Consider the following 14,904-nt stretch of genomic DNA (forward strand, 5'->3'; position numbering starts at 1 on the left):
AGCGTGCTTTCACCTTCATTCGATCGACACCGGTACGGGGCTTGCGGTAAGAACCTTTAGGGACGACAAGTGACGGTCGTAACCGTCGCGGACGGGGAGCTCATGGCCAAGGCAGTGCGGCGAGGCACCACTCATCGCATGAGTTTCGTGCGCCCTCGTCTGCGCCCGCTCGTCTGCTCGGCAGCGGTCGCCGCCGCGATCGCGGCGCTGTTCCAGCCGATCCCGGCGATGGCCGAGCCGACGACGCCTCCCCCGGTGGTCAACGCGGTGCCCGACGCCGGCTCCCAGCCGGTCCCGGTCGGCACCCTCGTCCTGCCCGGCGCCCCGGCCACCACGCCCACCCCGACCACGCCGTCACTGATCACCCCCGGCGTCACCGCGAGCCCGATCATTCAGAAGGTCGAGAAGGGCCGCGCCGAGATCGCCACCCTCGGTGACCAGCTGATCCGCGTCGGCCAGGACCGTGACCTCGCCCAGACGCAGCTCACCGCCGCGACCGCCCGGGTCACCGAGACCCAGCAGTCCCTCGTCCAGGCCCGCACCGAGGCGCAGGAGTCCGCGGCCGCCGCCATGCAGCAGGCCGCCGCACTGCCGCCGGGTGCGATCGACGACCGCTGGGCCGAGCTCGACGCCCTGTCCCGCATGCAGCGGGGCGACGCCACCTCGTCGTACGAGGCGGCCGCCCGCCGCCTGATCGCCGCCGAGGAGGCCGCCCGGACCGCCACGACCGACCAGGTCGCGACGAACACCCGGTATGCGGCTCTCGCCGCCCAGTGGACGCAGCTCAACACCCAGCTCACCAAGAAGCAGGCCGCGCAGACCAAGCTGGAGAACGACAACCGCGACGAGATCACCGCCGCCGAGAGCACCGCGTCCGCCGCCGACCAGCAGCTCGGCGCGGAGTATCTGTCCGGCGCGGAGAACGGGCGGGGCGCCGACCCGAAGGCGGTCCAGGCGCTCCAGTTCGCACTCGCTCAGCGCGGCGACCCGTATGTGTGGTCCGAGGAGGGCCCGGACAAGTACGACTGCTCCGGCCTGATGTGGGCCGCCTACCGCTCGGTCGGGTTCCAGCTCAACCGGGTGTCGCGCGACCAGTATTACCAGACCCGTGAGCGGCAGGTTTCCCGCTACTCGCTGCTCCCCGGTGACCTGCTGTTCTTCAGCTCCTCCAGCAGCTGGACAGGCATTCACCACGTCGCGATGTACGCGGGTGAGGGCATGATGGTCGAGGCCCCGCGCACCGGCCTGAACGTCCGGCTCACCCCGGTCCGGTGGACCCGCCTGTTCGCCGCGACCCGGATCTACGGCTCCATCGAGGGCGAGACCGAGACGCCCGACCTCGGCTCCCCCGACCCCGACGAGACGGTCACCCCGACCAAGTCGCCGTCGGCGAGCCCCACGAGCAAGCCGTCGGGCAGCCCGAGCCCGTCCGGGTCGACGAAACCGAGCGCCTCCAGTTCCCCGAGCGCCTCGACGTCCCCGTCGACATCGACCTCGCCGTCCGCGTCGACCTCACCGTCGGCCTCGCCGTCGCCGTCGGTCAGCAGCGAGCCGCCGGTGATCCCGGCCCCCACGACGCCGGTCGCCTCATCGTCGCCGCCCACCGTCGAGACCCCGACGACCTCGGTCGGCACGACGACCGGCTCGGCCGCGGCAACGGTCTCCCAGGCGGCCTCCAGCGCGGCGGCGGCCGCGTCGGATTCGGCGTCGGAGTCCGCTTCGTCGAGCGCTGGTGCCACCGGCGATTAGTCTGACGAACAGACGGAGAGGATCCGGTACACCGAGCCGAAACGGCCGGTCAGCTATCGGACGGTCGTAGCCCGGCGAGTGACGCTGATGCCGGGTGTGTTCACACCGGCTGATGTGGCACGGTTAAGGTCAGCGCCCGACGTCCGAGACATCGTCGGCAGCGGTGGTCGGGAGGACCAATGGACGAGCAGCAGGCGATCAAGGACGGCGAGATCGGGACGCCGCCCCCAACGCCGCCGCCCGCCGACGACACCGACGGCTACGCCCCACCACCGCCGCCGGCACCGGGCGCGTTGTGGGCCACCCCGGCCGGCACGCCGAAGCCCTCCAGCCCTCCCACCGCCCCGGGATCCTCGACCCCATCGCCGCCCGTCGCCGATGCCGATGCCGACGCCCCGGATTCGGCAGCCGCCGCCACAGAGAACACCCCCGCCGCGACGACCGTCCTCGCCGCCGACACCGACGCTGACGGTGCTGCCGACCCTGACGCCGCCGCCGACACCGACCCCGACGCCGTTGCCGGCCCTCACGCTGACGCCGACGCTGACGGTGCTGCCGCTGTTGCCGACACTGACGCCGCCACCGCGGACGTCCCCGACACGGACACCCCGGCCGCGGATGCTCCTGACGCGAAAGACATCACCCCTGGCGCCTCGGACAAGGGCCCGCTCGGCGCCGAGTCCTCTGACAAGGACGCCCTCGCCGCGGAGACCTCGGACGACGCCTTCGCCGCGGACATCTCTGACACCGACGCGCCCACCGGGGATGCTCCTGACACTGATGTCCCGGTCACGGGCGGCTCTGACGCGGATCCCTCCGCACCGGGTGCCCTCGACTCCACTGCCTCTGCGAACCACCCTGACACGCCGGATGCCGCGGCGCCGGATACCTCCACACCCGCCGAGGATCCCGTTCTCAAGCCATCGGCCTTCCCGGAGCCCGCAGACACCGATCCCTCAGCAGCTCCGGTCTCGACGGCTCCGATCTCGGCTGCGCCCGCATCTGGTTCCGCGTCAGTCCCTGGCACCGCACCCCTTTCCGCTGCGCCCGTCTCCCCCGCGCCAGCCGCTGCCGTTCCGGTCGTGAAGGCGTCCGCGTCTGGTTCCGCGTCAGTCCCTGGCACCGCACCCGTTTCCGCTGCGCCCGTCTCCCCCGCGCCAGCCGCTGCCGTTCCGGTCGTGAAGGCGTCCGCGTCAGTACCCGTCTCCACGCCGCCGGCAGTCCGGGCCAGCGCCTCCGCTCCCGTCTCCGCAGCTCCCGGATCGGCCGCCCCGCTGTCCGGGTCGACCCCCGTGTTCGCCGCCCCGGTGTCCGCATCAGCGCCCGTGTCGGCCGCTCCCGCCGCTCGGGCATCCGCGTCCGTGACACCGGTTTCGTCCACGCCGGCATCCAGCGCGCCCAAACCCAACTCACCCGCCTCCAACGGGCCCAGCTCCAACTCACCCGCCTCCAACGGGCCCAGCTCCAACTCACCCGCCTCCAACGGGCCCAGCTCCAACTCACCCGCCTCCAACGGACCCGGCTCCGACTCACCCGCCTCCGACGGGCCCAGTTCGTCCGTGGGTCGGCCTCCGGCTGCCGGGACCTGGCCTCCGGCCGGCGGATCGTCGGTCCGGCCGGTTTCGGCTGCTCCCGGTTCGGGTGCGGCTCGGGTCTCCGTGCCCGGTGTGGTCCGCCCGACCGCTGACGAGGTCCCCTCTTCGGCACGGGCGGCGGCCCAGCCGACGGTGTATGGCTCGGCCCCACGACCAACCGGCTCCGCTTCGGTAGCGGTCCCGGGTGTCAACGGCGTGGCCGACCCGGAGAAGCCCGCCGAGCCGGATGAGCCCGCCGAGCCGCAGCCCGCCGACCCGGCCCCCGAAAAAGGCCCGGAGCCAGGAAGCCCGGAGCCCGTAAGCCCGGAGCCCGGAAGCCCGGAGCCCGGAAGCCCGGAGCCCGACAGCCCCGAGCCGACCAAGCCCGACCCGGCCAGCCCCGAGCCGGCCGAGCCGCGGCCGGTTCCGGCTCGCCCTACGCCACCGAAGCCGGCCGACCCGGAACCCGCCGAGCCGCCGGCTCCGATCCCGGCTCCGGTTCCCTCACCGCCCGCACCCAAGCCGATCCCACCGACACCGACACCGGGTCCGACGCCGCCCGCGCCGACACCGGGTCCGACCCCGCCCAAGCCAGGCCCGGTGCCGCCCGCGCCGAGCCCGATCCCCGGCCCGGTTCCGCCAGGCCCGGTGCCGCCCGCGCCGAGCCCGATCCCCGGCCCGGTTCCGCCAGGCCCGATCCCCGGTCCGGTGCCGCCGAGCCCGATCCCACCGACGCCGGTGCCGCCGAGCCCGATTCCGCCTGGTCCGGGGCCGAGTCCCGTACCGCCGGGTCCTGGTCCCAGCCCGATCCCGCCGGGCCCCGGCCCGGTGCCGCCGCCTCCGGTTCCTCCGGCTCCGATGATCGGAAACGGTCTGCCCAGCTACACCCTGCCGCCCACCGCCGCCTCGGCAGGTCTGCCGCCGGCTCCGCCGAGTGTCCCTCGGGGGACGCCGTACCGGGGCTTCCCGTCGTCGCCGGAGAACATCGAGATGACCCAGCCGGTCTCTGCCGCCAGCCCGCAGCCGACCCAGTACGGCAACCCGCCGACCACGCCGATCAGCCCCGTCGCCGGCGGTGTGCCGCAGCAGCGCGGTCAGGGCACGGTGTACTCGACGGGTGGCTATCCGGCGATCGACATGACGATGCCGGTGTCCGACCCGGTGGAGAACTCGGGTTCGCTGACCGGCCACATCCTGGCCCAGGGGTGGTATGACGCTCCCGTCGACCAGCGCCGCAGCAACCTGAAAGTGGTGATCGCCATGCTCGCGGTGCTCGGCCTGCTGGTCACGGTGAGTCTGGTGTTCGTGTTCACAGCGGGTGACGCGTTCACCGATTTTCTGGGCAATCTGACTGGTAAATGAGCAACTGACGCAGGTCCGACAGTCTTCGTGGCCCCGCTGTTTTGGCACCTGGGGCCTCGAACATTTAAGCTGGAGCGGTTGCGCTTCGGGGTGAGCATGCCCACTACCCGGCTGGAATGCGGTCGGCGGTTCAGACGTTCACCCGTACACTGATGGTAGTTATTGACGCGGCGTGCCCACCCGGTGCACGCCACGGGCGTTCTTGCGGGCATTTCAGCGGGCGGTCTCCTATGACCGCGGCGGGCCATTCGCGAGCATGCGCCCCCGTAGAGAGGTTCTCTTGACCACTTTCGCTGATCCCAGCACGTTCCCGTCCGTCTTCGACAACAGCAACACCGAGAGCGACACCCCGGCCGCCCCCGAGGCCGTCGAGGTCACCGAGGTCGCCGAGACCACCCCGGAGGCCGTCGAGGCCCCCGCCAAGACCTTCGCCGATCTGGGCCTGCCCTCCGAGATCGTGCGCGTCCTCACCCGTGAGGGCATCACCACCCCGTTCGAGATCCAGGCCGCGACCGTGCCGGACGCCCTGGCCGGACGTGACGTCCTGGGCCGTGGTCAGACCGGTTCCGGCAAGACCCTGGCGTTCGGCCTGCCGGTGCTGGCCCGCACCGCGCAGGGTGGCCGGGCTCGCCCGCACTACCCGAAGGCTCTGATCCTGGTTCCGACCCGTGAGCTGGCGATGCAGGTGGCCGACTCGCTGATGCCGGTGGGCCGGTCGGTCGGCGTGTTCCTGAAGACCGCGGTCGGCGGGGTTCCCTACGACCGTCAGATGGACGCGCTCCGTCGCGGCGTCGAGGTGATCGTCGCCACTCCGGGCCGTCTCGGCGACCTGATCGAGCGTGGCGCCTGCAAGCTCGACGACGTCGAGGTCACCGTCCTGGACGAGGCCGACCAGATGGCTGACATGGGCTTCCTGCCCGAGGTCACCGATCTGCTGGCCAAGACCCCGGAGAACGCGCAGCGCCTGCTCTTCTCGGCCACTCTGGACGGTGACGTCGACACGCTGGTCAAGCGGTTCATGCATGACCCGGTGACGCACTCCACCGCCCCGGCTGAGGCGAGCGTGTCCACCATGGATCACCACCTGCTGCTGATCCCGCCGGCCGACAAGTTCCCGATCACCTCGTGGATCGCGAACCGGGACGGCAAGACCATCGTCTTCGCCCGCACCCAGATGGGCGTGGACCGGCTGGTCGAGCAGCTCGCGGCGGTCGGTGTCCGGGCCGGTGCCCTGCACGGCGGCAAGACCCAGCGGGTGCGTACTCGTACGTTGGCCGAGTTCAAGGAAGGCCGGACGAACGTCCTGGTCGCGACGGACGTGGCGGCCCGCGGCATCCACGTCGACGGCATCTCGCTGGTCGTGCACGTGGACCCGCCGAAGGACCCGAAGGACTACCTGCACCGGGCCGGCCGTACCGCCCGGGCCGGCGAGTCGGGCGCGGTCGTCACGCTGGTTCTGCCGAAGCAGCGCCGCACCACGCAGCAGATGATGTCCAAGGCCGGGGTCTCGCCGGGCGAGACCCGTGTGCGCCTGGGCGACGAGAAGCTGGCCGAGATCACCGGTGCCCGCGAGCCCAGTGGCGTTCCGGTGGTGGAGGAGCCGGAGCCTCGTCGTGAGCGTTCCGGTGGTTCCCGTGGCCGTTTCGGTGACCGTCCTCGTGGCGACCGCCCGCAGCGTTCCTACGGCGACCGCCCGCAGCGTTCGTTCGGCGACCGCAACGAGCGGACCTTCGGTGACCGGCCGCAGCGTTCCTACGGCGACCGGCCGGCGGGCGACCGTTCGTTCGGCGACCGGCCCCGCTCGGACCGCCCGTTCGGCGACCGTGACCGTGGCTTCGGTGACCGTCCGTCCGGTGGCGACCGCGGCGACCGCGGGTTCGGCGGCGACCGGCAGCGTTCCGACCGTCCCTACGGTGACCGCTCGTTCGGCGACCGCCCGTCCGGCGACCGCCCGCAGCGCTCCTACGGCGACCGCCCGCAGCGTTCGTTCGGCGACCGTCCGGCCGGTGACCGTCCGCAGCGTTCGTTCGGCGACCGTCCGGCCGGTGACCGTTTCGGTGACCGCCCGGCGGGTGCCCGTCGCGAGGGCCACCGCACCGACAGCCACCGTGGCGACCGCCGCGAGGGTCCGGGTGGCCGTTACGGCACGTCGCGCCCGGCACGCAGCTACTGATCAAAACCTTTCCGGAGCCCCGGTCGCCTCAGCGCGGTCCGGGGCTTCGGCCTTTTATTTTGTACGCCGTACCGAAAGCGCCGTGGCTACCCCGCGACGCAGGCGGCCCGTCCCAGCCGAAGGGCGGCTTCCGGGCTGAGGCGATCCGTCACCCGACCAGTACGTGCCGACCTACGGTCTGAACCGTGCTACACCTCGCCACACCCAACGGCACCGCCCAACGTGCCGACCTACGGTCCGAACCGCGCCGCAAGTCACCACACGGTGTGGCGCACGACTGCATCGCGGGTGGTCACGGCACCTTCAGTGCGCCGTACAAAATGTAAAAATCGGGTAGGTTACCGGCATGCCGTTGCCGATCGCGGTGTTCTGGGAGCGCAGCGACGTTTCCGGTGCCGAGCATGCCCTGCTGGACGCGAGCGACGGCCTCTATGCGCGGGGGACCGTGGTGGCGGCGAAGCCGGTCCCGTTCGTGTGCCACTACGAGGTGCGGACCGGGCCGGATTGGGCGTCCGCGCGGCTGGATGTGCGGGCCGAGGGTGCCGGCTGGGCGCGCGCTGTGCGGCTGGAGCTGGCGGCAGGCCGTTGGCGGGCGACCGCGTCGGAGCAGGGTGATCTTGACGGCGCACTGACCAGAAACGGTCACGCCCAAGCGGGTCTGCCCGGGTGCACCGATCCGGATCTGCTGTATGGGGCGTTCGACGTCGGCTTGAGCGGTTCGCCGTTGTTCACCACGCTGCCGATCCGCCGGCTGGGGCTGCTGGGCTCCGAGGCGGGCGTGTCACACCGGCTGAGCGTGGTGTGGGTGCTGGTGCCGAGCCTGGAGGTGGTGCAGGCGGACCAGATCTGGACACCGCTGGGCGGTGACCGGATCCGGCTCGCCGGCGAGACCTCCAGTGCCGATCTGACCTGCGACGCCGACGGGTTCGTGGACGACCATCCGGGACTGGCCCGGCGGGTCAGGTCTGCTTCCTGATCCAGCTGACGCAGGCCTTGTCGACCGTCTTGAACGGTTTACCCAGGGCCGCCTGGGAGGCCGCGTCGTAGGCGACCCCCTCGCCCAGCACCAACTGGACGAAGTTGAGCATCTTGGTCTCGCCGTACTTCTCCGCCATGCACCCGGCCGCGAAGTGCCCGGTGGAGTAGAGCCGGGCCACGGTCAGGTCGTCGGATTTCGCGGTCAGGGCCGGCTGCGCGATCGTCTTGATGGCCCCGCGACGGGACTGGACATAGCTGAGCTCGTCCCGGTTGTAGGTGTTGCGCGGCTTCTTCGGCTGGAAACCGATGTACTCGGCGATGCCCTCGCTCAGCCACAGATCAGCCCCGTAGTCCCAGTTGCGGCTGCCGTTGAGCGTCACGGCGTGGGCCATCTCGTGTTGGATGAGCTCGGTGATCTCCCGATCACTGTCGGACATCACGGAGCCGGCCTTCAGAACGATGTCACTGCCGGCATCGTTGAGCGGCCGGTGATAGCCGACGGACCACGGTGGCGCCGAACGCCCGTACCAGGTCTTCCATCCCTTGGCGTCGGCGAGGTAGATCCGGTACTTCTCCTGCGGATTGTTCAGCAGCTTGCCGTAGCGGTCGGCGACCCCGGCCGCCTTCTCGGCGAGCGGCAGGATCCGCTTGATGTTGGCGGCCTGCGATTTCGGGGCAGCCACGATCACTCGTTTGCCCTGGGCGAAGGTGAGCGTGGTGTTCTCCCACGGAGTCGGCTGCAGGTCGTTGTCGACGCCGGAGGAACCGATCCCGGTGATCACGTAGGAGCCGGCACGCGGCGTCCAGGTGACCATGTTGATCATCTTGGGGGCTCCGCGGTCGGCGAAGGACGAGTAGGCGGGGCAGTCGATGCCGCTGAAGCAGTAGTTGAGCCAGACGCGGGCCTTCATCACGGCGCCGCTCATCTTCGGCTTCTCGTCGATCGCCATGTCGGCCGAGGTGATGTCGAGGGACCGCAGGTTCCGGAAGATCGTCCGGTAGCGCGTGTGCAGCTTCGCGTCGACCGGGGCTAGCCAGGCCGCCTCGTCACCTTTGAGCAGCGCCTGGGCCTGGGCGTCGATCAGGGCGTCGACCTGCTCCAGTGGGGTCTTCCTGGTGGGTGAGGGCGACGGTGCGACCGAAGCCGAGACGACGGGTGTCGCGGTGGCGGGCTGGTCGCTCTCCGGCCAGAAGACCACCGCGCCGGCCCCCGCGACCAGCGCCAGGGCGGCCAGTCCCGCGATCAGCACCGACGGCTTCCTGGAGGACGGCTCAGCCGGGGGCTCAGCGGACAGGTCCACCGAAGCCTCGGGGGCGAGGTCAGCCGGGAGCGAGGGCACCGGATCGGCCGCGGGCGAAGGCACCGGATCGGCCGCGGGCGAGGACACCGGGTCGGCCGGGAGCGAAGAAGCCGCGAGTGGCGGCTGGGTTGAAGGCTCGCCCGACGGCGACGGCGACTCATCCATGATCGAAGGATCTAACCACGCTGATTAGACCGGCCTCTATCCCGTTTCGGCTCGATGATCACACCCGCTGTGTGATCCAGCTGACGCACGCCCGATCGACGGTTTTGAAGGGCTTCCCGAAGGCCGCCCGCGAGGCGGGATCGAGGTCCTCCCCGTCCTGCAGGACCCGTTTGACGAAGTCCAGCAACCGGGGCTGGCCGTAGCGATCGATCATGCATCCGACCGCGTAGTGCCCGGTCGCATAGAGGGCACTGACCGTCAGATCGTCCGATTCGTCGGTGAGCTCGGGCCGGACGATCGACTTGAGGGCACCGTGCTCGTCGAACCAGGAGCGCAGTGAGTACCGGCTCTCGGTGTTCTGCGGCTTGCCGGGCAGGAAACCGATGTATTCGGCGACACCCTCGATCAGCCACAGGTCCTCGTTCGGGTCCTGGTTGTAGGAGGGGACCATGGTGACGGCGTGCGCCATCTCGTGCTGGACGGTGAGGGCCAGCTGCCGGTTGGAGTCGACGAGTTCCCCGGTTTTGAGGACGATGTCGCTGCCGGTCTGGTTCAGGGCGATGTGATAGCCGACGACCCATTTCGAGAGTTGCCCGCCGTACCACGTCTTCCAGGTCTTGTCGTCGGCGAGATAGATCCGGTAGCGCTTCGGCGGCTCGGTGCTGAAACGGTCGACAACGGTGGCGGCCTTCTCGGCGGCGGCCAGCACTTTCCGGAGGTTCTTCGCCTGGCCGCGCGGGCCGGCGACGATGACCCGCTCGCCACGGGCGAACCGGAGCTCGGTGCGCTCCCACGGGGTCGGCTGGAGGTGGTTGCCGTCCTCGACGTCGGCGATCTTCGTGACCACGTAACCGTTGTCGCGCCGCTCGAAGGTCAGGTCGTAGAGGAGTTTCGGGGCACCCTGGTCGATCCGGTTCTCCCATGCCGGGCAGGTCGCGCCGCTGAGGCAGTAACCGATCATGACCCGGGCGCTGACCTCGGTCTCGGTGCTCCGGCCGAGGATCTCGACGCCGTAGTCGGCCCGGCTGACCTCCAGGTTGCGCAGGTTCCGGTAGATGGACCGGTAACGGTTCCGCACCTCCGGGCCGACCGGTGCCAGCCAGCCCGCCTCGTCGCCACCGAGCAGAGCGTCGATCTGCACTCGGAGGACGGACTGGACCTCCCGCTCGAGCCGGGTCTGCTGGTCCGGCACGGCGGCGGTGACGATCGGGGCGGCGGTGGCCGGCTTGGGGTGGTCGGACCGGGGCCAGAAGACCACGCTGACCGACGAGACGGCCAGCAGCAGCACGCCGACGGCGCCGAACCCCCGGGCCACCCAGTCCGAAGTCGATCGATGATCGTCCTCCACGAGCCGGATCTAATCACGGCCCGTCGATGGATGTCAGCCCGGCCAGTCCCCGCCGTCCAGGAATCGCTCAATCACCCTGGAGTAATGGGACAAATCGAGCCCTTGGGCGGCCACCCAGGCGTCGGAGTAATAGGTGTCGGCGTAACGCTCGCCGCCGTCGCAGATCAACGTCACCACCGATCCGGTACGCCCAGCCGCGCGCATCTCGGCGATCAGCCGGAACGCGCCCCACAGGTTGGTGCCGGTCGACCCGCCGAGCCGCCGGCCCAGCGTCCGTGACCCGGCCCGCATCGCGGCGAGTGACGCGGCGTCCGGCACGTGGATCATGCGGTCCACGACCGAGGGCAGGAACGACGGCTCCACCCGGGGCCGGCCGATCCCTTCGATGCGCGAGCCCCGGCCGGTCACCGCGTTCCAGTCACCGGCGACGTAAGCCTGCCAGAACGCCGACCCCTCGGGGTCGACAACGCAGACCCTGGTGTCGAGACGGCGATACCTCGCGTAGCGGCCGATGGTGGCACTGGTGCCGCCGGTGCCGGCGCCGACCACGATCCATGCCGGGACCGGGTGCCGTTCCAGGGCGAGCTGGCTGTGGATGGACTCGGCGATGTTGTTGTTGCCACGCCAGTCGGTGGCCCGCTCGGCGTAGGTGAACTGGTCCATGAAGTGCCCACCCAGCTCGGCGGCGAGCCGGCGCGCCTCCGGGACCACCTGGGTCGCCTCGGAGACCAGGTGACATCGGCCACCCTGGAACTCGATCAGCGAGACCTTCTCCGGCGATGTGGCGGCCGGCATCACGGCGATGAACGGCAGGCCGAGCATCCGGGCGAAGTAGGCCTCGCTCACCGCTGTCGAACCGGAGGACGCCTCGACGACGGTGGTCCGCGGGCCGATCCAGCCGTTGCACAGCGCGTACAGGAACAGGGAGCGGGCCAGCCGGTGCTTGAGCGAGCCGGTGGGGTGCGACGACTCGTCCTTGAGATAGAGGTCGATGCCCCACGAGACCGGCAGCGGGAACGGCAGCAGGTGCGTGTCGGCGGAGCGGTTGGCGTCCGCCTCGACCTGGGCGATCGCGTCGCGGGCCCAGTCACGGGCCACGCCGTCGGAGCGGTCGAGTTTGGTGAGGTCCATCCCCGGCCTCAGCCCAGACCGGGCTGCGGGCGGTTCTCCCACTTCGTGGAGAGGGCTATCGCGGTCCGGGTCGAGGCGACGCCCGGTGTCCGGTTTATTCGCACGATCAACTGCTCCAGTTCCGCGATCGTGCCGACTCGCACGGTGAGCTGATAGGACTCGACGCCAGCCATGAAATAGCAGCTCTCCACCTCAGGCATGGCCCGGACCGCGGCGAGCACGTCGTCGGTGTCGGCGCCCGAGTCCTCGATGATGCCGATCAGCGCGGTGACACCGAGCCCGATCGCCTCGTGATCGACGTCGGCCCGGTAGCCACGGATGGTTCCGGCGGTCTCGAGCTTACCCACTCGCTCGTGCACGGCGGGGGCGGAGAGGCCGACCTTGCGGGCCAGTTCGGCGTACGACGAGCGCGCGTTCTCCCGTAGCAGGTCGATCAGCCGGAGGTCGATGGAGTCCATGCTTGAAACCCTAATCGGGTGGCGCTCCCGCCTTCACGCCCGGTAGCGGCGAATGGGCGGCAGGATAATGACCACTGTCGCAATCGGGGCTTTTTCCGCATTTCACGGACTTGGTTCAGGGGCGGTGCTCTAATGGCTTTACGTCCCGATCGAGCACGCCGACACTCTCCGTGACCACCGGCCGCTCCAGAAACCAAACCGAGGAGGGGGTTGTGGACACTGGAGATCGTCTGCTGACACCGGGCGAGGTGGCCGCGTTGTTCCGCGTCGACCCTAAAACGGTCACACGCTGGGCCGCCGCCGGGCGCATCGGCAGTATCCGTACTCCGGGTGGACACCGCCGATTCCGTGAGTCAGAAGTTCGCGCATTGCTCGAGGGCGATGGCGTGATCGAGGAGATGCGCGAGGACGACGCCGCGAACAAGCCGCGGAACAACGGTCCTAGCAATCCCGGGGCAGGCTACGGCCCGCCCAACGGCTTGCGCTAAGCGTTCCTCTCACCCAATTCGCCGGTCCATCTGCGAAAAAGCGTGTGTGGTACGCCCAGCGCGTCCAGCACCTTTCCGGCCACGAAGTCGATCAGTTGTTGTGCCGTCGCGCCGGCCCCGGAACCGTAAAATCCGGGGCTGGCCGGCAGCACCACGGCACCGGCGTCGTGCAGGCCGATCAGATGTTCCAGGTGACTGCGGGTGACCGGGGTTTCCCGGGGTACGACCACCGTCCTACGGCGCTCCTTCAGATTCACTTCGGCCGCTCTTTGCAGCAGGTCCTTAGACAGCCCGACAGCGATCCCGGCGCATGCCGCGGTGCTGGCCGGGACCACCGCCATCCCGCGCGCCGGATATGACCCGGAGCTCGGGCCGGCGGCCAGGTCCCCGGCCGGCCAGTAGGCCATGTCGCCGAGGTCCCGGCCCAACCAGGCCCCGACATCGTCCTTCCAGTGCGCGTCCCGCACCGTCGCTCCGGTCTCGTCCAGGAGCGTCAGCCGGGCGGCCCGGGAGACGACCAGATCGACGGATTCGCCGGCGTCCAGCAGAGCGGTCAGAACCGCCTTGGCATAGGGGGTTCCCGACGCTCCGCTGACGCCGACGATCCATGGTTCACGCATGTGGTCAAGTGTGCCGCTACTCCGCGACGAGCTGCGCCGAGGTGGGGATCGCCTCGCTCAACGGGTACCACCCGGCGTCGTCGGTGAAATCGGTGACCACGGTGACCGACTCGTACACCTTGCGGATCTCCTCGATCGGCAGGTCGCCACCGACCGTCAGCATGCTGACATCGTCGTCCAGCACCCGCCTGCAGGACTGTTCGTCACACGGGTTCGGCGGCATCTGCTTCCGTGTCGCACGCGACGGGTACAGGCCGATCACGAGCTGATCGTGGAACTTCCGGTCGGCGCCGCCGTTCCGGTTGAACATCCGCCCCGGGTTCGTCAGCAGTTCCCGCTGGGCGTCGGCCGGCGCGAGCATGATGTTCGTCATCGACTTCAGGAACGGCGTGACCTCGCCCGGAGTGCTCCACGTCTCCATCAGCCGGTAGCCCGCCGGGACGTAGCCCACCCGCAGGGCGATCCGCGGTTCCACGCCACCACCCATGACCAGGCCGGCGGCGATCCGGTAGGCCTCCGTCTCACTGATCGCCTTCTCGGCGGTCGACAGCTCGGCGTACGTCCCGTCGGCGTACTCCCAGGTCAGGATGTCCCGGTGCTGCGTGGTCCGGTAGTAGGCGGTACGCCCGCCGACCGGTTCGGCGGCGGTCAGGCCGGCCAGCGGGTATTCCGGCGCGACACCGGGCCGATAGACCGTGAGCGACCCGACACTCGCTTTCTCGCCGCCCCCGCTCCGCTCGACGCCGGCCACCACGGCGCCGACGTCGAGGATGAACGGGTCCTTCACCACGTACCCGTCGACGGTGTAACCGCGGAACGTGTACGTCGTGACCGGCGTGGGCTCGGCCGGGAGGGGTGGCGGGCCGTCGGCGTGGGTGACGACCCGTGGCAGACCGATCGCCACGGCCACCGCCACCGCGGCGGCGACCGCCCATCCGCCGTTCCTCCGGCGCCGGCGGCGACGCCCGGCCTCGACCACCTGCTCGACGCTGTAGCGGGCCGCCGGTGGGTTCGCCTTCGCCTCGCGCAACAGATCAGACAGCTGCTTCATGACCGGCCTCCAGCTCGGTGCCGAGAATCTGGCGGAGTGCGCCGAGGCCACGCGCGGTGTAGACCTTGACGGTGCCTTCCGGGCATCGCAGGGCGGCGGCGGTCTGCTGCACGCTGAGCCCCTCCAGGAAGCGCAGCACCAGCACCGCCCGCTGCCGGGGCGGCAACCCGCTCAACGCCTGCCGCAACCGCAACCGCTCGTCGATCGCCCCCGTGGCGTCGTCGGGCAGCACCGAGTCGGGCATGGCGTGGCTGCGGGACTGCTCGCGGCGCCACCACGGGCGGCGGGTCTCGTCGATGGCGGCCCGCACCACGGCGGTCCGCGCGTATGCCTCCGGGTTGTCCACCCGGTTCCACTTCACGTAGAGCTTGGCCAGCGCGGACAGCACCGCGTCCTCGGCGACCTGCCAGTCGCCGCACGTCAGGTAGGCGAGCCCGCGTAACGGCTCCATCCGCGCGGCGACGAACTCGCGGAATCCGGCGTCTCTATCGCTCACGCGGATAAGA

13 protein-coding genes are annotated in these 14,904 nt (G+C 70.4%); 6 read left to right on the top strand and 7 right to left on the bottom strand.

What is annotated here, in order from left to right; translation table 11 throughout:
* Window positions 1-138: 138 nt before the first annotated feature.
* From ACFO0C_RS03025 to ACFO0C_RS03045, 5 genes are all read left to right on the top strand, one after another.
* On the top strand, window positions 139-1,749 hold the full coding sequence (locus ACFO0C_RS03025; RefSeq protein WP_378064918.1) for a C40 family peptidase: 1,611 nt from the start codon (window positions 139-141) through the stop codon (window positions 1,747-1,749).
* Window positions 1,750-3,136: 1,387 nt separating this feature from the next.
* Window positions 3,137-3,436 carry a pentapeptide repeat-containing protein gene (locus ACFO0C_RS03030; protein ID WP_378064982.1) on the top strand — a complete coding sequence of 100 codons (300 nt, stop codon included), beginning with the start codon at window positions 3,137-3,139 and terminating at the stop codon, window positions 3,434-3,436.
* Window positions 3,437-4,181: 745 nt separating this feature from the next.
* The gene (locus ACFO0C_RS03035) at window positions 4,182-4,685 is read left to right on the top strand and encodes a hypothetical protein (RefSeq protein ID WP_378064919.1); all 504 of its coding nucleotides are present in this window, start codon (window positions 4,182-4,184) and stop codon (window positions 4,683-4,685) included.
* Window positions 4,686-4,965: 280 nt separating this feature from the next.
* Window positions 4,966-6,858, top strand: a complete 1,893-nt coding sequence (locus ACFO0C_RS03040; protein WP_378064920.1) for a DEAD/DEAH box helicase — start codon at window positions 4,966-4,968, stop codon at window positions 6,856-6,858.
* 346 nt (window positions 6,859-7,204) lie between these two features.
* Window positions 7,205-7,834, top strand: coding sequence for a putative glycolipid-binding domain-containing protein (locus ACFO0C_RS03045; RefSeq protein ID WP_378064921.1), 630 nt, complete (start codon window positions 7,205-7,207; stop codon window positions 7,832-7,834).
* Here the strand turns inward: ACFO0C_RS03045 and ACFO0C_RS03050 are convergent.
* The 4 genes from ACFO0C_RS03050 to ACFO0C_RS03065 are packed head-to-tail and all read right to left on the bottom strand — an operon-like array spanning window position 7,818 to window position 12,239.
* The gene (locus ACFO0C_RS03050; RefSeq protein WP_378064922.1) at window positions 7,818-9,302 is read right to left on the bottom strand and encodes a hypothetical protein; all 1,485 of its coding nucleotides are present in this window, start codon (window positions 9,300-9,302) and stop codon (window positions 7,818-7,820) included. The two genes, ACFO0C_RS03045 and ACFO0C_RS03050, sit on opposite strands and share 17 nt — an antisense overlap.
* A gap of 58 nt (window positions 9,303-9,360) precedes the next feature.
* Window positions 9,361-10,650, bottom strand: a complete 1,290-nt coding sequence (locus tag ACFO0C_RS03055; protein WP_378064923.1) for a hypothetical protein — start codon at window positions 10,648-10,650, stop codon at window positions 9,361-9,363.
* Window positions 10,651-10,683: 33 nt separating this feature from the next.
* On the bottom strand, window positions 10,684-11,781 hold the full coding sequence (locus ACFO0C_RS03060; RefSeq protein WP_378064924.1) for a PLP-dependent cysteine synthase family protein: 1,098 nt from the start codon (window positions 11,779-11,781) through the stop codon (window positions 10,684-10,686).
* Between the two features lie 8 nt (window positions 11,782-11,789).
* The gene (locus tag ACFO0C_RS03065; protein ID WP_093620032.1) at window positions 11,790-12,239 is read right to left on the bottom strand and encodes an Lrp/AsnC family transcriptional regulator; all 450 of its coding nucleotides are present in this window, start codon (window positions 12,237-12,239) and stop codon (window positions 11,790-11,792) included.
* Between the two features lie 212 nt (window positions 12,240-12,451).
* Between ACFO0C_RS03065 and ACFO0C_RS03070 the strand changes: the two genes are divergently transcribed.
* Complete coding sequence (locus ACFO0C_RS03070; RefSeq protein WP_045740459.1) at window positions 12,452-12,727, top strand: BldC family transcriptional regulator; 276 nt, start codon at window positions 12,452-12,454, stop codon at window positions 12,725-12,727.
* Here ACFO0C_RS03070 and ACFO0C_RS03075 read toward each other — a convergent pair.
* The 3 genes from ACFO0C_RS03075 to ACFO0C_RS03085 are packed head-to-tail and all read right to left on the bottom strand — an operon-like array spanning window position 12,724 to window position 14,894.
* Window positions 12,724-13,347, bottom strand: coding sequence for a UbiX family flavin prenyltransferase (locus ACFO0C_RS03075; RefSeq protein ID WP_378064925.1), 624 nt, complete (start codon window positions 13,345-13,347; stop codon window positions 12,724-12,726). The genes ACFO0C_RS03070 and ACFO0C_RS03075 overlap by 4 nt on opposite strands.
* 16 nt (window positions 13,348-13,363) lie before the next feature.
* Window positions 13,364-14,398: a hypothetical protein gene (locus ACFO0C_RS03080; RefSeq protein WP_378064926.1), complete on the bottom strand. Its 1,035-nt coding sequence runs from the start codon at window positions 14,396-14,398 to the stop codon at window positions 13,364-13,366.
* Window positions 14,382-14,894 carry a SigE family RNA polymerase sigma factor gene (locus ACFO0C_RS03085; RefSeq protein ID WP_378064927.1) on the bottom strand — a complete coding sequence of 171 codons (513 nt, stop codon included), beginning with the start codon at window positions 14,892-14,894 and terminating at the stop codon, window positions 14,382-14,384. Before ACFO0C_RS03085 ends, ACFO0C_RS03080 begins: the two co-directional genes overlap by 17 nt.
* Window positions 14,895-14,904: the final 10 nt, after the last annotated feature.

Source organism: Actinoplanes subglobosus (assembly GCF_042650585.1).
GTDB classification, from domain to species: Bacteria; Actinomycetota; Actinomycetes; order Mycobacteriales; family Micromonosporaceae; genus Actinoplanes; species Actinoplanes subglobosus.